The sequence below is a fragment of the Virgibacillus sp. W0430 genome (assembly GCF_051846935.1).
Lineage (GTDB): Bacteria > Bacillota > Bacilli > Bacillales > Amphibacillaceae > JBPYCR01.
Genome location: NZ_JBPYCS010000024.1, coordinates 16,029 through 39,118, shown reverse-complemented (window position 1 = coordinate 39,118; position 23,090 = coordinate 16,029). Strand labels below are relative to the sequence as shown.

20 protein-coding genes and 1 rRNA gene are annotated in these 23,090 nt (G+C 36.8%); 15 read left to right on the top strand and 6 right to left on the bottom strand.

From position 1 onward, the window contains the following. Positions 1–225, top strand: a 23S ribosomal RNA gene (locus ACLIBH_RS11540); the annotation flags it as partial. A gap of 213 nt (positions 226–438) precedes the next feature. On the opposite strand, the gene ACLIBH_RS11535 is transcribed toward ACLIBH_RS11540, so the two are convergent. Together ACLIBH_RS11535 and ACLIBH_RS11530 are read right to left on the bottom strand one after the other, a co-directional pair. Further along, positions 439–627 (bottom strand): hypothetical protein, encoded by a 189-nt coding sequence (locus ACLIBH_RS11535; protein ID WP_439316855.1) that lies wholly within the window; start codon positions 625–627, stop codon positions 439–441. A gap of 44 nt (positions 628–671) precedes the next feature. After that, positions 672–1,955 carry an NAD(P)/FAD-dependent oxidoreductase gene (locus ACLIBH_RS11530; protein ID WP_439316854.1) on the bottom strand — a complete coding sequence of 428 codons (1,284 nt, stop codon included), beginning with the start codon at positions 1,953–1,955 and terminating at the stop codon, positions 672–674. A 433-nt stretch (positions 1,956–2,388) separates the two neighbouring features. Here ACLIBH_RS11530 and ACLIBH_RS11525 point away from each other — a divergent pair, with 433 nt between their 5' ends. Genes ACLIBH_RS11525 through ACLIBH_RS11515 form a run of 3 tightly spaced genes read left to right on the top strand, consistent with a single transcriptional unit; the run spans position 2,389 to position 5,652 of the window. After that, complete coding sequence (locus ACLIBH_RS11525; RefSeq protein WP_439316853.1) at positions 2,389–4,008, top strand: putative polysaccharide biosynthesis protein; 1,620 nt, start codon at positions 2,389–2,391, stop codon at positions 4,006–4,008. An 11-nt stretch (positions 4,009–4,019) separates the two neighbouring features. Next, a complete protein-coding gene (locus ACLIBH_RS11520; protein WP_439316852.1) occupies positions 4,020–4,742 on the top strand; it encodes a pseudouridine synthase in 723 nt (240 codons plus the stop codon). A gap of 46 nt (positions 4,743–4,788) precedes the next feature. Continuing rightward, a complete protein-coding gene (locus tag ACLIBH_RS11515; protein ID WP_439316851.1) occupies positions 4,789–5,652 on the top strand; it encodes an NERD domain-containing protein in 864 nt (287 codons plus the stop codon). A gap of 64 nt (positions 5,653–5,716) precedes the next feature. Here ACLIBH_RS11515 and ACLIBH_RS11510 read toward each other — a convergent pair whose 3' ends face one another. Next, positions 5,717–6,010 (bottom strand): YtzH-like family protein, encoded by a 294-nt coding sequence (locus ACLIBH_RS11510; RefSeq protein WP_439316850.1) that lies wholly within the window; start codon positions 6,008–6,010, stop codon positions 5,717–5,719. 106 nt (positions 6,011–6,116) lie between these two features. Between ACLIBH_RS11510 and ACLIBH_RS11505 the strand changes: the two genes are divergently transcribed. Then, positions 6,117–6,971 carry a YtnP family quorum-quenching lactonase gene (locus ACLIBH_RS11505; RefSeq protein WP_439316849.1) on the top strand — a complete coding sequence of 285 codons (855 nt, stop codon included), beginning with the start codon at positions 6,117–6,119 and terminating at the stop codon, positions 6,969–6,971. 290 nt (positions 6,972–7,261) lie between these two features. Here ACLIBH_RS11505 and ACLIBH_RS11500 read toward each other — a convergent pair whose 3' ends face one another. Then, entirely contained in the window at positions 7,262–7,582 is a 321-nt protein-coding gene (locus tag ACLIBH_RS11500) for a PepSY domain-containing protein (protein WP_439316848.1), read from the bottom strand. Positions 7,583–7,778: 196 nt separating this feature from the next. On the opposite strand from ACLIBH_RS11500, the gene ACLIBH_RS11495 reads away from it, so the two are divergent. Together ACLIBH_RS11495 and ACLIBH_RS11490 are read left to right on the top strand one after the other, a co-directional pair. Further along, a complete protein-coding gene (locus tag ACLIBH_RS11495) occupies positions 7,779–8,843 on the top strand; it encodes a M42 family metallopeptidase (RefSeq protein WP_439316847.1) in 1,065 nt (354 codons plus the stop codon). Between the two features lie 13 nt (positions 8,844–8,856). After that, positions 8,857–9,363, top strand: coding sequence for a DUF84 family protein (locus tag ACLIBH_RS11490; RefSeq protein ID WP_439316846.1), 507 nt, complete (start codon positions 8,857–8,859; stop codon positions 9,361–9,363). 115 nt (positions 9,364–9,478) lie between these two features. Here the strand turns inward: ACLIBH_RS11490 and ACLIBH_RS11485 are convergent, their stop codons facing one another. Further along, a complete protein-coding gene (locus tag ACLIBH_RS11485) occupies positions 9,479–9,919 on the bottom strand; it encodes a YtoQ family protein (RefSeq protein WP_439316845.1) in 441 nt (146 codons plus the stop codon). Between the two features lie 693 nt (positions 9,920–10,612). On the opposite strand from ACLIBH_RS11485, the gene ACLIBH_RS11480 reads away from it, so the two are divergent. From ACLIBH_RS11480 to ACLIBH_RS11455, 6 genes are all read left to right on the top strand, one after another. After that, entirely contained in the window at positions 10,613–11,425 is an 813-nt protein-coding gene (locus ACLIBH_RS11480) for a DUF1444 domain-containing protein (RefSeq protein ID WP_439316844.1), read from the top strand. A gap of 404 nt (positions 11,426–11,829) precedes the next feature. Continuing rightward, positions 11,830–14,001, top strand: coding sequence for a DNA translocase FtsK (locus ACLIBH_RS11475; RefSeq protein ID WP_439316843.1), 2,172 nt, complete (start codon positions 11,830–11,832; stop codon positions 13,999–14,001). A 40-nt stretch (positions 14,002–14,041) separates the two neighbouring features. Beyond that, entirely contained in the window at positions 14,042–15,151 is a 1,110-nt protein-coding gene (locus ACLIBH_RS11470) for a nicotinate phosphoribosyltransferase (protein WP_439316842.1), read from the top strand. 132 nt (positions 15,152–15,283) lie between these two features. After that, positions 15,284–16,612, top strand: coding sequence for a UDP-N-acetylmuramate--L-alanine ligase (gene murC / locus ACLIBH_RS11465; protein ID WP_439316841.1), 1,329 nt, complete (start codon positions 15,284–15,286; stop codon positions 16,610–16,612). 225 nt (positions 16,613–16,837) lie between these two features. After that, positions 16,838–17,245 carry a DUF948 domain-containing protein gene (locus ACLIBH_RS11460; RefSeq protein ID WP_439316840.1) on the top strand — a complete coding sequence of 136 codons (408 nt, stop codon included), beginning with the start codon at positions 16,838–16,840 and terminating at the stop codon, positions 17,243–17,245. A 21-nt stretch (positions 17,246–17,266) separates the two neighbouring features. Then, a complete protein-coding gene (locus tag ACLIBH_RS11455) occupies positions 17,267–17,629 on the top strand; it encodes a YtxH domain-containing protein (RefSeq protein ID WP_439316839.1) in 363 nt (120 codons plus the stop codon). Positions 17,630–18,532: 903 nt separating this feature from the next. Here the strand turns inward: ACLIBH_RS11455 and ACLIBH_RS11450 are convergent. After that, the gene (locus ACLIBH_RS11450) at positions 18,533–20,662 is read right to left on the bottom strand and encodes a cell division protein FtsA (protein ID WP_439316838.1); all 2,130 of its coding nucleotides are present in this window, start codon (positions 20,660–20,662) and stop codon (positions 18,533–18,535) included. A gap of 142 nt (positions 20,663–20,804) precedes the next feature. Here ACLIBH_RS11450 and ACLIBH_RS11445 point away from each other — a divergent pair, with 142 nt between their 5' ends. Together ACLIBH_RS11445 and ccpA are read left to right on the top strand one after the other, a co-directional pair. Further along, positions 20,805–21,881 carry a bifunctional 3-deoxy-7-phosphoheptulonate synthase/chorismate mutase gene (locus ACLIBH_RS11445; RefSeq protein ID WP_439316837.1) on the top strand — a complete coding sequence of 359 codons (1,077 nt, stop codon included), beginning with the start codon at positions 20,805–20,807 and terminating at the stop codon, positions 21,879–21,881. A gap of 192 nt (positions 21,882–22,073) precedes the next feature. Then, positions 22,074–23,075, top strand: coding sequence for a catabolite control protein A (ccpA, locus tag ACLIBH_RS11440; protein ID WP_439316836.1), 1,002 nt, complete (start codon positions 22,074–22,076; stop codon positions 23,073–23,075). Positions 23,076–23,090 lie beyond the last annotated feature (15 nt).

The following is a 23,090-nucleotide window of genomic DNA, read 5'->3' as shown; positions in this document are numbered from 1 at the left end:
CACACCGCTGGTGTACCAGTTGTTCCGCCAGGAGCATAGCTGGGTAGCTACGTGTGGCAAGGATAAGTGCTGAAAGCATCTAAGCATGAAGCCCGCCTCAAGATGAGACTTCCCATCACTTCGAGTGAGTAAGATCCCTCAGAGACGATGAGGTTGATAGGTCCGAGGTGGAAGCGTGGTGACACGTGAAGCTGACGGATACTAATAGATCGAGGACTTAACTAACTATTTTTGGCTGATGATGCCCATTGATGAAACAATTCTTATTTAGTTTTCAAGGTATAACCTTGACTCAATTCTGTTTCAACCGAAAAGAAACTTTTTTAGAATAAAACTATAACCGCATCGATAAGTACTGTTTACTTTTCTTTGTGTTATTTTTATTTAGCAAAGTAAAATATAAACCGCGCACAAAAATGTGCGCGGTTTTTTTGTCTGTTAGCTCATCCCAAATGGGCCTAGCTGTCCACTATTAGATCCACTCATTTGAGATACGTATGGCATAACTTTTTGGATCGTTTGCCCAATGGTATGATTGTTTTTAGAAATTGTGTAATACGTTACGGCTCCTACTCCAATAGAAGCAACTAGAGGTAACCACATGCCGTTTTTTTGCAAGCTAACCACCCTTTCTATTGCTTTCAGACAGTAATAGCTTCTCTCCATTCAGCTTAGTTATGCGAGGAATCATCTGCCATTCTTTTGTATTTTAAAGCAGCATTCGAACCCGCAAGACGACCTGTAACGAGGGCAGCAGTTATGTTATATCCGCCAGTATATCCATGAATATCTAAAATTTCCCCACAAAAAAACAAATTTTTCATTATTTTGGATTCCATCGTTTTTGGGGTGATTTCTTTTATACTAACACCGCCTCCTGTTACAAAGGCTTTTTCAATTGGTAACGATCCGTTCACTTTTATTGGGAACTTTTTTATAGTGTTAACAATTGAATTTATCGTTTCTTTTGATACATTTGCCGCTTTTTTCTCTTCATTTACATGATTAAAGTTTAGAATAAATTCCAAAAAACGTTCGGGAACAATTCCTTTAAGCGCGTTTTTAATTGACTTTTTTGGATTTGTTTTCATTAAATTTAGTAGCGTGTTTTGTAAATCGTTTATATTAGTATTAGGAAGTACATCAAGTGATAGAGTGACATAATTTTGATTTGCTTTCATTAATTCTTTTACAACAAATTGGGAACAGCGCAATACAGCTGGACCAGAAACTCCAAAATGTGTAAATACCATGTCCATTTGATGTGTAACAATTGGTTTTCCTTTTTTATTACAGACTGTTAATGCGATATCACGTAAAGAGAGTCCTTGTAAGCTTTTATTCTTAATAAACATTTCGTCTGATGTTAAAGGTACTTCTGTAGGGTACAGCTGTGTAATTGTGTGCCCAGCTTTTTTTGCCCACGCGTAGCCATCTCCAGTTGATCCAGTATGTGGAACAGACATTCCACCAACTGCGACAACAATAGCCTTTCCTTTTATCTTACAATCATCTGTAATAACTGTATGGTTTATCGAGTCATAATGAATGGCCTTTACACGTGTGTTTTTATTTATTTTAATATTCAGCTTATCTAATTGTTTAATTAAAGTGTCCACTACGCTTTTAGCTGAATTTGAAGCAGGAAACATTCGACCGTGATCTTCTTCTTTTAACTCAACGCCTAGCCCCTCAAAAAATGCAATAATATCATAATTGTTAAATACAGAAAAAGCACTGTATAAAAACTTTCCATTGCCAGGAATGTGCTTTATTACTTCATCTTCTGCTAGTCGATTGGTAACATTACAACGCCCGCCTCCAGAAATTGCTAATTTAGTACCGAGTTTACTTCCCTTTTCAATTAAAATCGTTTTAGCGCCATTTTCCGCTGCAGATAATGCAGCCATTAAACCAGATGGGCCACCACCGATTACGATAACATCATAATTCAATATTTTTCATCCTTTCGAGCTAATTTTACCATGTTTTCTTAGTGGATATGCGAATGATGTTTGAAAAACGTTAAAAAGATAAAGAAAATATGAAATATGCTCATGAAATTAAAATGTATGATAAAATAACAAAGATACTCAAGTTGTTTTTATTAAAATGCTCACACACTTGGTTTTCTAATTTTTGTATATATTATAGATGTGTTCGAAAAGATAAAAAAAGCACGTATAGCTGTCTAGCTTCAGCGTGCAGAAAGAAAGATGACTTTATGTAATGCTTTAAGATGTAATGCTTTAAGATAAGTCGTCATCGATTCACGATCTCATCGTGATACCTATACCTTAGGCATCGCTCCGATTGCTACAATTTTAAGCAGAGCGCTTGTTCAACTTGTATAGGGTGTAATTAATAAATTAAAATGCAGGTGAAATAATGTCGAATTTTGTGAGAGGCACGATGTTGCTCACAGGGGCTTCTTTTTTATCAAAGTTTTTAGGGATGATTTATGTAATCCCATTTAATGCTCTTGTTGGTGGACAAGGTGGTGCGTTATATTACTATGCGTATAATCCATATACGATTTTAATTAGTATCTCAACTGTTGGTGTTCCGCTCGCTGTTTCTAAGTTTGTGTCTAAATATAATTCTTTAGGCGACTATGAAACAGGGATGCGAATGTTTCGCTCTGGATTAATATTAATGGCGGCAACTGGAATATTGTCGTTTCTTATCTTGTTTTTCAGTGCAGATTGGTTAGCGCACTTAATGGTTGAAGGGGATAATCACGACAATACGGTACAAGATGTAAAAATGGTCATACAGATGGTAAGCTTTGCCTTAATTCTTATTCCAGGTATGAGTATTGTACGCGGTTTTTTCCAAGGGTATCAGTCAATGGGACCAACTGCTGTTTCACAAGTAGTGGAACAAATTGTTCGCATTTCTTTTGTATTAATTGGAGTATTTATTGTCGTTAAAGTTTTCGATGGCTCAATACCTACTGCGGTTGGATTTGCTACGTTTGCTGCGTTTGTAGGCGCACTGGCATCCTGTATTGTATTACTCATTTATTGGTTAAAAAGAAAAGCTAATTTGAAACGGCAAGTGGAACAGCAACGGAAATTTAGCCAATTGTCTCAAAAGGACCTTTTTATTGAGTTATTTCAATATGCAGGGCCATTCGTTTTAGTCGGGATTGCTATTCCTTTGTATCAGTCTGTAGATACGTTTACTTTTAACCGTGCAATGCAAGCAATTAATCAAAGCGATATATCGGAATTTGCTTTATCTGCAATTAATTTGTATGGACATAAGCTTGTTATAATCCCTGTCACATTGGCAACAGGATTATCTTTAGCAATATTACCAGTATTGACAAAATCGTTTACACAAAATAACCGCAAATTACTATTTCAGCAAATTAATCAAGCTTTGCAAATTATAATCGTACTTGTTGTTCCTGCTGTTGCTGGACTATCGATTTTAGCTGGTGCAGCGTATAGTTCCTTTTATGGATTTGAACATTTTGACATATCGAGTAGTTTATTGGCATGGTATGCACCTGTTGCTTTACTGTTTGCCATGTTTACAGTATCTGCTGCAGTCCTGCAAGGTATAAATGAACAACGTTTTTCTATTGTTAGCTTAGGTGCTGGTTTTTTAATAAAAGCTTTTTTTAATACTGTACTTATTCATACATTTGGTGCAAAAGGAGCAATCATTGCTACAGGCATAGCTGTCGGAACGGCTGTATTGCTTAATTTATGGCGGATAAAGCGCACTGTTCATTTTTCATATAAGCAAACGGCTAAACGATCTTTGCTCGTATTAATTTTCACAGCGATTATGCTTACAGTAATTATGATTGTTAAGCTATTAACAGGAATGGTAGTCGATTACGAAGAAAGTCGCATCGGAGCAATTGTAATGCTATTTTTAGGAGTAAGCGTTGGTGGTCTTGTTTATATGTGGTTTGCGTATCAATCTACGTTACTTGAACGTACGTTAGGCAGTAAGATTGCTTTTTTAGATCGTTTTTTAAGAAAAACATAGAGGGGATTCGTATGCGCCTAGATAAATTGCTTGCCAACATGGGGTTTGGAAGTCGAAAAGATGTAAAACAAATATTAAAAAAACAACGTGTTTCTGTTGATTCTATTGTAATTAAAGATGGTAGCTATAAAGTTGATCCTTATATACAGCATATCGAAGTGGATAAAACGCCGGTGTATTATCAAAAGTATATTTATCTTATGATGAACAAATCCGCCGGCTGTATTTCTGCAACGGAGGATCGGCGAGAGCAAACCGTTATCGATTTACTTCCAGATAAGTGGAAGAAGTTTAACCCATTCCCAGTTGGCCGTCTCGATAAAGATACCGAAGGATTGCTTCTACTTACCAACGATGGGGATGTAGCACACCAATTAACTGCACCAAAAAAAAATATTGAAAAAACGTACTATGCTACGATTGATGGGGAAGTAACAGAGTCCAATGTATTGCACTTTGCTCGCGGCGTGGAGTTGGAGGATGGCTATTTAACGAAACCAGCTTTATTAAATATATTAATGAGTGGGCCTAATTCTGAAGTTGAATTAACGATTACAGAAGGAAAGTTCCATCAAGTTAAACGTATGTTTGAAGCAATTCATATGAAAGTGACGTATCTCAAAAGAATACGAATGGGTCAAATTATTCTCGATAATCAGTTAACTCCTGGTAGCGTAAGGACGTTAACGGATCAAGAATTAAAATATATTAATTTATTGAAGCCAAATTCGTAGTATAGCCTAGTAAGGCGTGTTTAGATTGGAGATTGGAGGCCTATACATGGCACAGCTAATTAAACTAGAAGATTATGTGTCAAGGTATGAATGGAATGTATATCGTTATCCTAGCCAGTACATTCGTTTAAAAAGGGAGAATTGGAAAAAGCTTGTACAACGTTGGCAAAACGAGCAGGATGCGAATCACCGCACGGACAAAGAAATGCAATCAGAAGAAGGGGGAGATCTAAAACACCCCCCATTGCCGACTACGAATGAAAAGTTGAAGCAATATTTTTTGGACGAGCTTTATCCGATCCAATTAAAATGGGCGACTTCGACTGTAACAGATGTATCATTCACAAGTAAAAATTATGAAAAAGATAATTTGTTAAAATATTTTTTACAACGATTTCCGGATATTTATTTAATTATGTATTATCCTGTTTTTAATATACAAAAAGCTCCTATAGAAGGAGAAATAATAGTTATTAGCCCAATTGGGATTGAAATCATTAACATATTAGAGATTGCTTCAGCAGCGACAATAATGGCTAGTAGTGAGCGTACATGGCGTATAGATAATGGAAATGGCACGTTTTCAAAACAAATTAGCCCATTAATTTCATTGAAACGATCAGAACAGATTATAAAGGCTATTTTGCAGGCGTATAATATTGAATTTCCCGTTAAGAAAACCGTCCTTTCAAGAACCAATCATATCCTTTTTGCAACGGAATCGTACCAAACAAGGATTGTAGGAAAAAGACAATATGACCAGTGGTTTAAGGAAAAACGTCAATTATCTGGCACGCTAAAAAGTGTTCAATTAAAAGCGATCGAAGCTTTACTAAAGCATTGTCAAACAACTTCTGTGAAACGTCCTGAGTGGGCAGAAGAAACGAGTACTTTTTCGTTTGATGAGTAAAGGACATTTATTGTTTACGATTTGGCTTTGGCTTAACGAATACAAACAAAAATAGAGTTACGGACTACGTTTCTGTTTTTGCTTGCTGAATCGCTTCTAGCCAATTTTCTATGTTCGTTTTATTTGTTTCAATGTGCTCTGTTAAGCACTGAACAACTTCCCCTTGAAAGCCATAATTATAAATTTCAGGTAAATGTTGGAAAAGTGTATCGTGATCTGAAATTGCGTTTCTTGCCATCATCGATTGCACGAGTCGTTTTATTTGTTGATATTCTGTAATGTTACCATCATTCTCAGCTATATGTTCATCCAGAATATCGTATAGTAAAGTTAGTTGATTATTTACTGTTAAATTCAAAACAAATCACCTCAATGATATTATGGATCTTTTTTGTTATACTATACAAAACACTGGGAAATAGTTGAAAAGTATATATTCAGCAATGATAGGGAGGACGAGGACAATGGAGCAGCTGAAAATCGGGCGCGCAACCTTGACCTGGTTAAATGGAGGCGTTAATTTTCTTGATGGGGGTGCCATGTTCGGAGTTGTGCCAAAAGCTTTATGGAGCAAAAGGTACCCTGTTAATGAAAAAAACCAAATTGAACTTAGGACAGATCCTATTTTACTTCAGATTGATGGGAAAAATATTTTAATTGATACAGGTATGGGAAATGGAAAATTGACGGATAAACAAATTCGCAATTTTGGTGTGTTGGAAGAGTCATTCATTGAAACGTCACTTGCACAGCTTGCGTTAAAAATAACCGATATAGATATGATTTTAATGACACATTTGCATTTTGATCATGCTTGCGGTTTGACGAAAAAAGTATATGATTCCTTTGTACCGGTTTTTGATCAGACGCCGATATACACATCATCTATTGAATGGAATGAAATGAGAAATCCGAATATCCGATCTAAAAATACATATTGGAAAATGAATTGGGAGCCAGTACAAGATCAAGTTCATACATTTGATTACGAATTGGAAATTACCGATGATCTGAAAATGATTCATACGAGTGGGCATAGCGACGGACATTGTATTATTGTATACGATGACGGAAATGAGTGCTTTATTCATATGGCGGACATTATGCCGACACATGGACATCAAAATAAGCTGTGGGTACTCGCCTATGACGATTATCCAGTAACCTCTGTTCATCAAAAGGAAAAATGGATGGCATATGGCTACGAACGAAATGCTTGGTTTACTTTTTATCATGATGCGTATTATCGAGCCGTCCAGTATGATGCAAGCGGAGAAACAATCGCAGAATTGAAAAGAGAACGATATAAATATACGTAAAAATGAAACTTGCAACGAACACAAATTTCAAAAATATATGGTCCTTATTAAAAGGTTGGGACAATCCCCAGCTAGATATGCAAAAGGAAGTCAGTTTTAAACTGATTTCCTTTTGTCATTTTGTCATTTTAATAAGAAATTCGAACAATAACCTATGGCGGTGCTCTTATGATTAAACATTTTACCATGAATTAAGTGATGTTAACGGAGCAACTTCGCCTGTGTATATTGAAACAATACTCCTTCAATTACATCCAGTTGTTAATTGGATCGTTCATTTATCATGTGTATTAATTTGTTTTTTTAGCGTCTATAACTGTACCCGTAAAAACATCTGCGTAAAATTCATATTGAGAATTACTTTCGTCTATATTTCGAGTAATTCCACCTCGGTATGCTGTATAAAGCAATCCGTGTAACTTAACTTCTTCCGGTTTCATGTAAATCCACGAACCGCTAATCGGCCCAGTCTTTTTAAACGATTCTTTTGCCATTATTAATGCTTCTTCTGGGGAAACTTTTTGCCTTTTTTCTAGCTGTTGCTTTAATATGTAACCGATTGCGATTCCGATAGCTACAGATACGATCGTTTTACTACTATTTTTATACATTATAATCACCTCGGACTGTTTGCTTGATTTTGTCCATAGTATACAGGAAAATGCATGAAAGAGAAAATAACACGTTTATAAAAAATTAGGTTAACAATTAGTTCATATAATTATTGAATATTGATAATTGGTAAAGGTGCTCCGTAATCCGTTATACTACTTATTACAGCTTACAATAAAAGAGAGGGGAATCTGCGTGAACGAAGAAACATTTAAATTATTTAAAACGTTGACTGAGTTACAAGGTGCTCCAGGAAACGAACATGCTGTTCGAAATTTTATGAAAAAACAATTAGAAAAATATGCAGATGATGTAATTCAAGATAATTTAGGCGGTGTTTTTGGCGTAAAAAAAGGAACTGGTCCAACCGTTATGGTTGCGGGGCATATGGATGAGGTTGGCTTTATGGTTACACAAATAACGAAAAACGGAATGCTTCGTTTTCAGCCTTTAGGAGGTTGGTGGAATCAAGTGCTTTTAGCACAACGTGTGCAAGTAATGACAAAAAATGGGCCAGTAATCGGAGTGATCAGTTCGATCCCACCTCATAACTTGACTGAAGCACAAAGGAAAAAGCCGATGGAGCTTAAAAATATGCTCATTGATATTGGCGCTGATGATCAAGAAGATGTACAAAACATAGGTGTTAAGCCAGGTGATTCTGTCGTGCCAATTTGTCCTTTTACTCCGATGGCAAACGATAAAAAAATATTGGCAAAAGCATGGGACAATCGTTATGGTTGCGGGCTAGCAGTAGAATTATTAAAAGCAGTCCAAAACGAACAGCTTCCCAATCAGTTAGTTTCTGGAGCTACTGTTCAGGAAGAAGTAGGGCTTCGTGGTGCAAAAGTAGCTGCCAATTTGATTCAACCAGACGTGTTTTATGCACTGGATGCATCTCCAGCAAATGATATGGATGGAAGTGAGGAAGCATTCGGAAAAATTGGTGCAGGTGCATTGTTGCGAATATTTGATCGGACAATGATTACCCAGCATAAATTAAAAGAGTTTATCCTTGATACTGCTGAATCGAATTACATACCATATCAATATTTTGTATCCCAAGGCGGAACAGATGCTGGACGCATACATATAGCTAATGATGGCGTGCCTTCAGCAGTTATAGGTATTTGTGCTAGATATATTCATACATCCGCATCCATTATTCATATTGACGACTACGAGGCTGCAAAAGCATTGCTCATAAAATTAGTGCAAACTACGGATAACAATGTTCTGGAGCACATTAGAAAAAGCTAGGCAGGGATTATAGATGAAAATTAGCGTTGGTTCAAAAAATAGAACAAAAACACAAGCGGTTCAATGCGTATTTGCAACCGCAACTATTTATCCCCAAAACGTACAGTCGAACGTTTCATCACAACCATTCTCTGATGAAGAAACGAGATTAGGTGCAATAAATCGAGCAGTGGAATGCAATCGGATTATGCCAGAAACCGTTTCAATTGGATTAGAAGGCGGTGTCACGTATGTTGAAAAAGAGTTACACCTGTGCAATTGGGGTGCATTAGTGACAAAGGAGAAGAAAATCTTTACCGCAAGTGGAGCAAAAATTTTACTCCCACACCAAATAGGTGAACAGCTTAAAGAAGGTATTGAGCTGGGAGAAATAATGGATCGTTACGCTCAGAAAAGTGGTGTTCGACAAAATGAGGGAGCTATCGGGATCTTTACAAATGGTGAGGTATCAAGAAAGGAAATGTTTGTTCATATTGTACACTTATTAAAGGGGCAGTGGGCTTTTAATGAAAAGAAGTAGGTAGTTATTCGATTATACATAAAAAAACAACTCTAAAAAATTACATGCTTTTAGAGTTGTTTTTCAACGTGTGCCATTTTATTGAAGGCCCTTCAACACATCTGATGGCTGTTCACTATGCATAAACGTATTGCAATATTTCCAATGCTTGATCTATAGTTTCTACAGTAACATTCGCTTTATTTGTTAATTCTTTTAAAGGGTGGATAAGCGATTCAGGACGTATAATTATTGTTGGCTTATTCAAGGATAGGGCTGTACTAGCGTCCATTGCAGTGTTCCATTGTCGATATTCTTCTCCGAATATTGCAATTACAACATCGGACTTTTCTAATAGAATTTGTGTACGGAAATTGTTAATATCCGAAGCGGCATCATCTTTATACAATTTATTCGGCTGCTTTCCTAATATTTTTTCCCCAATATCATCAGAAAGCGCATGTACTGTTTGTGGTCCGACAAATTGTAAAGACAAATCACGCTGTTGAGCCTTTTCTTTTAATTCTTCGCGCCAATTACTATGAATTTCTCCTGCTAAATAAACGGTTAATTTCATGATTATCCCTCCAACATTTATTATAAACATAGAAGTCCATGTAAGCAATTGAAGTGTGAACAATGATTGAGTCACGTATTTGTGGGTGTTATTTTAAGAAGTTAAAAAACCTCTCTTTGTATTCGTTAATTTTAGTATTGATTCCTACCGACCGCAGTAGATATACACTACGCTTTCCGTGGGCAGTGAAAATCAACGGTGTTATTCATGTGTATATCGTTCGAAGTAAAATTGATCACATATTATCTAGTTAGATTCGTGCATCTGTTCCCCCACAAACATGTTACTCATATAATGAAGATGCTGTTTTTTTAGCCGCTTCCCGTATATCCCATTTACAAATTAGAGCACAAACTAAGTTGTCTTTCATTGCTGGAGAAACTCCAGCGGGAAAGCATGTGTCTCAACGACGGTGGCTGCAGCGTATTAAAAATGAATTATCGATACAAAAAGGGTGTTTTACAAAATTATAAACATCCATCTATAAATGCATGATTCACCAATAAGCGATGTGAATTGATCACAAAGCAAATCAACGGTATGATTAAAAGTAGAATCCAATTTATATATGGAATGTTTTAAATACGTCTCAAAAGGAATGCGGCGATACTTTTACTAATTCGAAGGTTAGAGGAACAGATATATAGGCGATAAAGCATGCGCTTAACTATATTTCTATGAGGAGGCATTGGGATGACAATGACAAGTATAAAACTAAAAAAAATATTAGAAACAAGACTATCTAATCCAAACTATCGAACGTCTTATAATAGAGAAAAGGATCGTTTTCGCATCGAGTGGAAACAGTCCAAACAAGGGATTACAATTACGATGCCAAACGTCATTGCTAAATATAATGAGCGAGGAGAGGCAGCAATTGAGGAATTAATCGAGCACATTACAGAAGCATTGCGAATTATGAATGAAACGCATCATTTAATCGGAATGGAAAAAAATATTTATCCGGTTATTCGCTCAACGTCTTTTCCAATAGAAACAAAATCCGGTAAAAAGTTAATGTATACAGACCATACGGCTGAAACGAGAGTGTTTTATGCGCTTGATCTAGGAAAGTCATATCGGTTAATTGACGAAGCATTGCTAGAGAAAGAGGAATGGTCTAAGGATCGGCTGCACGAAATAGCATTATTTAACGTACGTGCTTTGCCTACAAAATATAAAGCCGACCGAGTAGTAGAAAATGACTTTTATTTTATAGCGACGCAGGATGGGTATGATGCGAGCAGAATATTAAATGAAGCTTTTCTTGAAGAAATGAAGGCGAATAGTAAGGGAGAATTGGCAATATCCGTTCCGCACCAGGATGTACTTATTTTAGCAGATATACAAAATCAAACCGGATATGATGTCTTAGCACAAATGACAATGAAGTTTTTTGCTGAAGGGCGAATTCCTGTCACGTCTCTCTCATTTATTTATGAAAATAAAAAGCTGGAGCCTATCTTTATTTTAGCAAAAAATCGACCGCAAAAGCATAAAAAATAAGCAGGTATTTTACAAAATAGAAGCGTTCCAAAAATGATTACAGAAAGCAACCAAAATTGATCTGGTTGCTTTTTACACAAATACATTGAAAAGATCTGAAAAAGATTGAGAAAACTGCTAAAATGTGTAATATGTAATTAGTAAGAAATATGGTGAAAGAACAGGCATTATTTAAACGTTTTGGAAATATTGCTCTCTTTAACGAGGGACTATTCCTGTCCGGACACAAATTACTTTGTAAAAAAATAGGTTACATGAAGCGCCTATTATTTAGAAAACCTAAGTGAATAGAAAAAATGTGTTATTGTGCCAACAATGCGACTACGTACACAATTAAAATTAATGTCAGATGAATTACTCATTTCACAGTTGATTTTAAACATTGAAACAAAGAGGGTGAGACGATGTGGAACCGTTGGAAGCGAAAACTTCTTAATTTATTTCAGGAAGGTGATCATCAAACGAAACAAGAAAAGACTGCTTCATTTCAAGTAGATGAAGTTCGTGCAAAGATGATTTATCAATATCCGAAACAAACTTCTTTTCGTTTTCCGGTTATACCGGATAATCCTCCAAACTTTAAAAATGAAACGGAATATGATGAAATTAATCGTACCGAAAAGTCTCTAATTGATGCGAAAACAACAAATAGAAATTCTATTACTCAACATAAAGTAAATCATATGGAAGACGTGCCTGCATTTTTAAGGAGGAAAAAATTAGACGTCACTCACACTAGCGATAAATCAACGGAAATTACGGAACAAGCACAACATACGAGCAAGCTGGACGGGGCATCAATAATTCAACACGTGCAGCAGACGAACGCTGCAACTCAAAGAATCAATGAGCGCAAATGGAATCGACTACATGCTTCTACAAATGAAAAAAAAGTACCCGTTGACCAATCTGTACAAAGAGATGGAGAGGAAGAAACGGAAGTAAAGATCGCTCAGGAAATGGTACAAGGCAAAACACATATTGAAGTAGAAGAAAAGGTAATTCCAAACCACACTTATGTGAAAGAAAGAACAAAGATTACTAATTCGGTGACTACACCCAAGTCCAATCAAACCGAACGAGCTACTAGTGGCCTGAGTGTTCTTCCCAAAAAGGAACACGACGATACGAAACTACGTCAATTCCAAACAAATACATATGCGTTACCTAATCATTTGTTAAATGAATCTGTTCCGGCAAATGAAGAAGATGAACTATGGGTGAACGAAAAGAAACGATTACTCGAACGTACGTTAAAGCATTTCAATATACGAGCAAGCGTAGTTAAAACGACTAAAGGGCCGTCCGTCACAAGATTTGAAGTGCAACCAGAATTAGGTGTTAAGGTTAGTAAAATAAAAAATTTAAGCGATGATATTAAACTAAATATGGCAGCTAAAGATATTCGAATGGAAGCGCCGATTCCTGGTAAACATACGATAGGCATTGAAGTCCCAAATCCAAAGCCACAAATGGTTGGTTTAAAAGAAATAATCGCTTCTGAGCAATTTAAAAATTGTCCGTCCTCACTTTCTGTTGCACTTGGTGTCACCATTGAAGGGGAACCGCTTATAACCGAGTTAGGGAAAATGCCTCACGGATTAATTGCCGGTGCGACAGGTTCTGGTAAAAGCGTCTGCATTAATACGATTTTAATTAGTTTACTTTATAAGGCAAGTCATGAAGATGTGAAGTTTTTATTAATTGACCCTAAAATGGTAGAATTAGCACCTTACAATGGCATACCTCATTTAGTCGCACCCGTAATTACAGATGCAAAGGCTGCTACACAGGCATTGAAGTGGGCTGTTAAAGAAATGGATGACCGGTACGAAAGGTTTGTTAAAGCGGGTGTTAGAGATATGGAACGTTTTAATCGCAAGGTGACTGAAGGACAGTTGAATGAAGAAAAACTTCCGTATATTATTATTGTTATTGATGAGCTCGCCGATTTAATGATGGTATCCCCGCAAGACGTTGAAGATGCAATCTGTCGAATTGCCCAAAAGGCACGTGCCTGTGGCATTCATCTATTGCTTGCGACACAACGTCCATCTGTTGATGTTATAACCGGATTAATTAAAGCGAATATTCCGACAAGAATTGCGTTTAGTGTCTCATCTCAAGTCGATTCTCGAACTATTTTGGATGTTAATGGTGCAGAAAAACTATTGGGTAAAGGAGACATGTTGTTTATTGAAAATGGATCAGGAAAAAACGTTCGTCTTCAAGGCCCGTTTGTTTCCGATGAAGAAATTGAGTGTGTAACTGAGTATGTGCGACAGCTCGCCACTCCTAATTACTTATTTGAACAAGAGGAGCTTTTAAATGAATCTTCTTTTAGTGAACCAGAGGACGAGTTATTTTATGCTGTTATTGATTTTATAAAAGAACAAGATTATATAAGCACATCATTAATACAAAGGCATTTTCGAGTCGGATACAACCGTGCAGCTCGACTGATTGACGTATTGGAAAATAAAGGAATTATTTCTGCTCAAAATGGCACAAAGCCTAGAGAAATATTATTATCAAAAGCTCAAATTGAAGAAAATGTATTGCAATCAAATATGTAATGGGTAAACAAAAAAGTAAGCTAGGATAGAGGGGTTAGGCATGAAGGAGATTGAGCAAAAATTAAAAGGCAAAATTAATCGATTAACGAACAAAACGTTTAAATTCGATGAACGCGTGGGCGAAGGATGGTTTTCAGCTGTATATTTCTTAAAAACGAAGGAAATAGCAGAAAAAAAACTGCCAAACAATCACGTAACGATGCAATTTTTCCAAAAAAACGATGCTGTGTTATGTGGGACAGATGAGGCAATAGCGCTTGTCCATACATTTGCTGAAAATCCAGAGGAGTTAGAAATACATTCGCTTAAAGATGGCGATCGAATCGAACCGTTTGAAACGGTAATGACAATCTCAGGACCGTATCAATACTTCGGCTTCTTAGAAGGAATTATTGACGGTATTTTATCAAGAAGAACGTCGGTCGCTACGAATGTATATAATGTTGTAAAAGCAGCTCGGTTTTCTGGAAAGCAAAAGCCAATCATTTTTATGGGAGACAGGGATGACCATTTTACACAACAAGCAGGAGATGGGTACGCTGCTTTTATCGGTGGGTCAACAGCACAAGCAACGCATGCAATGAGCGAATGGTGGGGAAAAAAGGGTATGGGGACAATGCCTCATGCAATGATCCAAATGTTTCGTGGAGACGTAGTTGCAGCATCAGTTGCTTATAAAGAAACGTTTCCAGAAGATGATTTAGTTACGCTAGTTGATTACAATAATGATGTAATTACGGACTCTTTAAAGGTTGCAAGAAAGTTTGGGAAAGAATTAAGCGGTGTGCGTGTTGATACGTCAAGAACACTCGTTGATAAATACTTTTTAAGAAACCACCACTTAATGGGGACATTTGATCCAAGAGGTGTGAATCCTGAGTTGATCTTTGCATTACGGAAAGCGCTCGATGATGAAGGTTTTCAACATGTAGACATCGTTGTTAGCGGTGGCTTCTGTGAAGAACGCATTAGCTACTTTGAGAAGCGGGGTGTACCGGTGGATATGTACGGGGTAGGCAGCAGCTTGCTTAAAATAAACATCGGATTCACTGGGGATAACGTGTTATTGAACGGCACACCATCTGCAAAGGAAGGTAGAAGATATCGTCCTAATCCGCGTTTGGAAAAAGTAGTTTATGAAGAATCTTAACATTTGATTGATCTGTTGATTACGTAACAATTATATTTTAATACGGCCAAAGTTTTGGTATAATTAGTGAACAGTGATTCAATTAAGCAAGTTTGTACGGTTTGTACACCTAACTTTTGGAGGTTCTTTTTTATGACTACTTACCATTTTATTGGTATTAAGGGAACTGGAATGAGTGCGTTGGCACATATTTTGCATGATTCAGGAGAAAAAGTGCAAGGGTCTGATGTTGATAAACACTTTTTTACACAAACAGCCTTAGAAAATAAAAACATTCCGATCTTCTCTTTTTCCGAAGCAAATATAAAAGATGACTATACAGTAATCGCCGGAAACGCTTTTACCGAAGACCATATTGAGATTAAAGAAGCAAAAAGGCGAGGATTAACGTTTTATAGATACCATGAATTTCTTGGCGAATGGTTAAAACAATATACGAGTGTTGCTGTAACAGGTGCTCATGGAAAAACATCTACGACAGGTTTACTGTCCCATGTGCTGGATGAATCGACGCCGATTTCTTATTTAATTGGTGACGGTACAGGGAAAGGTCATATTGACAGCAAATATTTTGTGTTTGAAGCGTGTGAATATAAACGGCACTTCCTAAATTATCGACCAGACTATGCGATTATGACAAACATTGACTTCGATCATCCAGATTACTTTACAAGCGTAGATGATGTTTTTGATGCCTTTCAGTCATTGGCTGATCAAGTGAAAAAAGGAATTATTGCTTGTGGGGACGATGAATATTTACAAAAAATACAAGGTAAGGTGCCAGCAGTTTATTATGGATTTCAAGCTGAAAATGATTTCCAAGCACAAAACGTGAAGGCAACAAAAGATGGGACGCAATTTGATGTTTATGTGCGCAATACGTATTACGATACATTCACAATTCCGCTTTATGGAAACCATCATATATTGAACGCATTATCCGTAATTGCTTTTTGCCATTACGAAGGCTTGGAAGCGGCTGAAATGAAAGCTCTTCGCACATTTAAAGGTGTAAAGCGAAGGTTCACTGAAAAAAATATCGGTAGCCAGATCTTAATTGATGATTATGCACACCACCCGAAAGAAATCCAAGCTACTATTGAATCTGCTCGGAAAAAATATCCGAATAAATCAGTTGTAGCAATTTTTCAGCCCCATACGTTTACAAGAACTAAAACGTTTTTAAATGAATTTGCAGAAAGCTTAAGCTTGGCTGACCATGTTTATTTATGTGACATATTTGGCTCTGCAAGAGAAACGGACGGTACATTAAGTATTGAAGATTTAAAAAGGCTTATTCCTGGGAGTTCCCTTTTAGATCTGTCGCATACGAATAAACTCTGTTTATTTGAGGATAGTGTATTACTATTTATGGGAGCTGGTGACATACAAAAGTTTCAAGCTGCTTATGAAGAAGTCATCAAGCCTGAAGATCCGCTTAATTGCATTGAAAATGTGTAAAATGAAGCGTTCGCGTCCAAGTATACAATTGTGTTCATGTGGACGCTTTCCTTGTTGTTCATAAACAAATCATGTATTCTATTTGTAAACGGTGTTTCGTTTTTGTAAAAGGTGGACAACTTGCCTTTCATCAAATCAATGTTTAGTCGAAGTATTAGAGGGTATAAATAATATTAGCAAACACAATAAAAATAGTTAATACATAATTAAAGGAGCTGAGTACGAATGAATATAGCAATCTCAATTGCAGTCTTAATAGTAGCTGTTGCATTTGCAGTATTAGTCGCTTATTTGGCAATGACACTGAAGGCTACACAACGAACAATGAACAATGTGGCAGATACATTAGAAAGTATGGAAAAGCAAATGGAAGGAATTACTTCTGAAACAACGGCACTTTTGAACAAAACAAATCAGCTAGCGGCAGACGTTAATGAGAAGTCGTCCAAGCTAAACGGCGTATTTGATGGTGTTAAAGGTATAGGAGAGACGATTAACAGCTTTAATCAGTCGCTAAACAATGTGTCCTCTAGTATTACAAAGGCAGCTAACCAAGATTCTGAAAAGGTTTCACAAGCTGTTAAATGGGGAATGGCAGTAATGGAAATGGTTAAAAAGAAAAAGAATAAATAAATTTATACGAGGAGGCAAAGAATGACAGAAAATAATGTGAATACAAAGGATTTTATTATCGGTACATTCATTGGTGGAATTGTAGGTGCAGCTGTAGCTCTATTGTTTGCGCCGAAGTCGGGAAAAGAGCTCAGAGGAGATATTAATTATGGAGCTTCTCAAGCAATGGAACGAGCGAGTGATCTGAAAGATACAGCACAAGTAAGAGGTGCTGAATGGAAAGAAAAAGCGCTTGAAAAAGGAAATGAATTAAGTCAAAAAGCAAAAGATAAAACCGCTCAACTATCGAAAAATGTTACGGAAAAGACCCAAGGAATTGCTAAATCAGCCCAAGAGCGTGTTGCAAATATTCAAGAAAAACAAGCAGAAAAAGCAAATCAATAAACATAAAAAAATATTTCTATAATAAATGACGTTGGTGAAGAAAATCCATTTATCCAATTTCGGGCAAGTGGATGGAATTTCACTAGCGTCTTTTTATTCTGAAGAATAGAAATCAAGTTTTAAAGGTTGTACAATATACGACGTTGGTGAAGAAAAATCACGAACGTCATTTTTATTTTCTAATAGAAAACAAGTGAATTTCCCCGTCGAATAAAAGTCGCTGAAAACCATATCCATGAGGGGAATCACTTGTCGATTCGTTGGTACAGAAACTTCCCAAATTATAAGAATCGAATCATGCTTTATTTCAAGCGAAATCCTGTAGAAACAAAATACAATACAAAACATAAAGAAACACACTCCAATGCAAATGAAACAGCATTGACGTGTGTGCAATAAGACTACTAGCCCTCTTTAAGCTAACTATGACGAAAGTCGACGGACTCTGCGGAAATAGCGAGCGTCCGAAGATCCCTGTAGCGACTCGGATAGAGGAGCTAGAAGCTGAGTCCGTGTAGTGCAAGTCAGGGAAATCAGAGCACAAGCTGAAAAGTTTTTGTTCTACTTAACTTAGTAGGTATTCCTGAACCAAATATACATCACCAACGTCATTTGACAAAGAACCGTTTTAAATCGTGTCGCCATAAGTTGTTGAAACTCATGAACTATTTAAGTTACATCCTATCATTCATAAGAAAGTGCTAATGATGATAATACTGTCCTGATGCTTAGTTCACTGCAACGAAGGGCAATTGCTCCCTGTACCAATCAGGGATCCGGTAGAATCCGAGATCAGAAGTGAACGTGTGATAATGTAAGTTTTTGTTATAAAAGTTTTAGTATAGATATATCGTGTAAATCGACTTAAAGTAGTGGATAAACGTTATTTAAGAAATAACTTTTTTAATTCCACAAAATATTTAGTTCATCGCCTTGGTTCAGCTCTTCAAAAAATGTTGCTTTTGCATTGTTACGGTAGAGCTCATATTGACCATTAGCATTCGTAAGATCAATTTCGACAAAGCGAAATATATCTTGAAATATAAATGGATGCAATGTACGTTCTTTAAGTGTAATGCGGTCATTCGGTTGAAGCGGACTTTCTGCTTGTAATTGTTCATTGTTTCGCGTTATCGTTGCCCTTTCACGCTTCAATACGACCGGTTCGCCATTAAATGTTACAGTAAGTGAATCCCAATAGGATTCGTTTATTTGCTTTAGTAGATCAATCAATTTCGGCTGCTTGCTCGATGAAAATGCAATCTCATCCTGATGCTTTAAAGGAGCAGTAATTGGAGCCTGCTGGCCATTCAACATTAATTGTGCCTTTCCTAGTTGGAGATCGACTCGTTTATTGTTTACAAATACAGTAAATTCATTCACGAGTTCGTCTTGATCTATATTCATTTCCTTTAAAAAATCTGCAATCGTATTCGGTGCTTGAAATGTTACGTTGTCTCGATCTTTAACTATGTAACTATCAGGTGCTTGTTGGCCATTAACAAAGTAAGCTGTTTTCAATTCGTATGGTTCTCCGTTAAAAAAGATCGTACTATTAGGCACTTCACCGATAAGCTGCTTAACTGTATAATGAGGGTTTTTTCCATCTATTCCTTTCGTAACTGTTATTTCGTCTCCATCTTTAATAAAACCATCAACTGTGTTTAATTCACCATTTAAATGAATCGTAGGCGAACCACCATATCCTCCTCGTAATGTGAGTTCTTTACCATTTACTCGAATCATTGCAGCAAGCCCTGGTTTTCCATACATTTTTTTTAATTCAATTCCTGCTTGTATTAAACAATCGCCGATCGTCAACTTCTTCATTTCGAACATTCTTACGGAATTTCCATTCACTTTAACAGTAATATAATGGACTGGATTTTGCTTCGCAGCAATTGCGATTCCAATTGGTGTGACAAATTCAGGCCCTGCTGGAAGCTGATCGTCTTTTTGCAAGTTTTGAATTGCATCAATGCCTCTGACAGCTACTCGATTTTCAGGCAACTGTAGTTTGTTTGCCAGAGCTTTTGTAATTCCAGGTGTCAAGCTGCCACCTCCAACAAGCATTACTGCTTTAGGTGGTTTTGCATTTAAGTTAATAATTTCTTCTGCAAGTGAATCGGCTATTCGTTCAACATCATCAGAAATGTCTTTGATAAGATCTTCATATGTAACGGTCGTTTTTAATCCTAGTATATCTTCAACATCTGCTACCCCTTTGTTGACAAGTGTTCTTTTTGTTTGTTCCGCAATTGGAAAATCGAGCAAATAATGGTCGCTAATCGCTTCTGTTACTTCATCACCTGCAACAGGTACCATGCCATAAGCAACGACTGTTCCTTTGTCTGTAATTGCGATATCACTCGTTCCTGCCCCAATATCGATTAAAGCTACATTAAGACGTCGCATCGATGGAGGAATTAATACGCGTATGGCGGCTATAGGTTCTAACGTGAGTGCTTCCATTTTCAATTTAGCCCGTTCCAAAGCTGCAAGCAATGATTCTACAACAATTTTAGGTAAGAAGGTCGCTATTATTTCCACCGTTGCTTCATTTCCACTTTGATCAATAAATGAACCTATTAATTCATCATCAAGCTTATAATGTAGAACAGAATAGCCGACGCAATAATAATTCATAAAGTCGTTGTTTTTATCCGAAGATGCGAGCTTCTGTTGTGCTGCTTGAACGGCACTAAGCTCTAGATGTTTAACGGCTTCTTCATCAGTAATGGGTCGCTCATTTAATAGAATAGTAGCTTTTGCCTCTGTTGTTATTAATGCTCTGCCGGCTGCTGCGACGCACACTTTATGTAAAGGGCCGTGTTTCATTTCCATTTCGTTTCTTACTGCCTCAATAACTTCGGAAACAGCAACAACATTGTGAATTTGCCCGTCTAGCATTGATCTTGCTTGATGTTCTTTGACACAGTAATCCACAACAACAAACGTTTCGTTTGTCTTTTTTAATAACATGCCTGTAACAGACTGGGTACCAATGTCCAAGGCAAAGATTTGATCGTTCATTAGGACATTTTTCCTTTCGTTAGTAATTTATGAAAGAAGAATATATAATCTATTATAGACTTAATAATGACAAAGAAAAAATTATTCGCTATAATTGGTTCTAACTTATTTTTAGTAATATGAGTTGAGGGAGAGTATGATAATGAGTCAAAACCGTATGGAAGAGCTGAGAGATCAATTAGATGACTTGAATTTACAGTTGCTTGGATTGATCAATAAGCGTGCTGCGTTGGTACAACAGATAGGTGAAATAAAGGGGAAGCAAAGTACACAGCGCTTTGACCCTGTAAGAGAGCGAGATATGCTTGATCGAATCATTCAAAACAACGATGGGCCTTTTGCGAATTCTACAATTACGCATATATTCAAAGAAATTTTTAAAGCAGGTCTAGAAATTCAAGAGGACGATCATAAAAAGGAATTGCTCGTATCTCGTAAGAAAAAGCCAGAGGATACTATTATCGATATTAAAGGCGTGCAGTTCGGAGATGGCGATACACACTATATTGTAGGACCGTGTGCCGTTGAAAGCTATGAGCAAGTAGCAGAAGTAGCTAAAACGGTTAAAGCAAAAGGATTAAAGCTTTTACGTGGTGGTGCTTTTAAGCCAAGAACTTCTCCTTATGATTTCCAAGGGTTGGGCTTAGAAGGACTAAAAATTTTAAAAAGAGTTGCGGATGAATACGATTTGGCTGTAGTTAGTGAAATCGTTAATCCTGCCCATATTGAAGAAGCGGTTGATTATATTGATGTCATTCAGATCGGTGCGCGGAATATGCAAAACTTTGAGCTCTTAAAAGCTGCAGGTGACGTCAATAAACCTGTCGTTCTGAAAAGAGGCTTGTCTGCTACTATTTCGGAATTCATAAACGCAGCAGAATACATTATTTCTCGAGGAAACGGAAACATTATACTATGTGAACGAGGAATTAGAACGTACGAAAAAGCGACAAGAAATACACTCGATATTTCTGCGGTACCAATTTTAAAGCAGGAAACACATTTACCAGTGCTCGTTGACGTTACCCATTCAACAGGTAGACGGGATTTATTAATTCCAACTGCCAAAGCGGCTATTGCAATTGGTGCGGATGGAATTATGGCTGAAGTTCATCCAGATCCAGCTGTTGCACTTTCAGATGCTGCACAGCAAATGGATATCCCAACATTCGATAACTTCATGAACGAACTTAATCAATTTTCTAATTCAGTTAAATAAAAAACGAGGTATTCTAATTACCGGGTAGAAGAATAGAGCGAAAAACTATTCTCACACTTATTCGAGTACTCTAAAATACAACGATTAGTACGGCTGAATGATATTGTTCGTTCAGCCGTAATCTTTTGTGTTTCTTCTCATCGTACAGTATGATATATCCAAAGAAGCAGAAAGTCCTAGGAGGCGATAAAAATGAGTATTACGATATATGATGTTGCTAGAGAAGCGAATGTGTCCATGGCGACAGTATCTCGTGTTGTTAATGGCAATCCAAATGTGAAACCGACGACACGAAAAAAAGTCCTTGCTACGATTGAACGACTAGGTTATCGGCCAAATGCTGTAGCGAGAGGACTAGCGAGTAAAAAAACGACAACGGTTGGTGCGATTATCCCTGATATTTCAAGCATTTTTTTCTCTGAACTAGCTAGAGGTATTGAAGATATTGCTACGATGTATAAGTACAATATGATTTTGAGTAATTCAGATCAAAATAAAGATAAGGAATTACAGCTTATAAATACAATGCTTGAAAAGCAAGTAGATGGAATTATTTTTATGGGCAGTAATATAACCGATGAGCATATTCAACAGTTTTCATCATCTTCGGTACCGGTTGTGCTCGCTGCAACGTATGATGAAACGGATACGATTCCTTCTGTTAACATCGACTATGAAGAAGCCGCTTATGAAGCAACGATGTATTTAATCAACCAAAGAAATGGTCAGCCCGCTATTATTACTAGTGAGGATGATATAAAAGCAAATGAGCTTAAGTATAAAGGCTATCTTCGTGCAATTAGAGAATCTTCTATTGAAGTGAATGAATCATTCATTATAAAAGGAGATTCTTCTTATGACGCTGGCATCAATGGTGTAAATCAGCTTCTTGCTTTAGACGAAAAGCCTACGTCTGTATTTGTTGTTTCCGATGAAATGGCGCTAGGAGTTATTCATGGTGCGCAAGACAGTGGATATAATGTGCCAGAGGATATTGAGATATTTGGCTTTAACAATACGAGAATTGCCACAATGGTTCGTCCTACACTAACAACGATTGTACAACCAATGTATGATATCGGTGCAGTTGCCATGCGTCTTTTGACGAAGTATATGAACAAGGAAGAGGTTGAAGAAACAAAAGTAATTTTACCGCATCGAATTATTGAGCGAAACTCAACAAAAAGAAAATAATGCCGATATATTGAG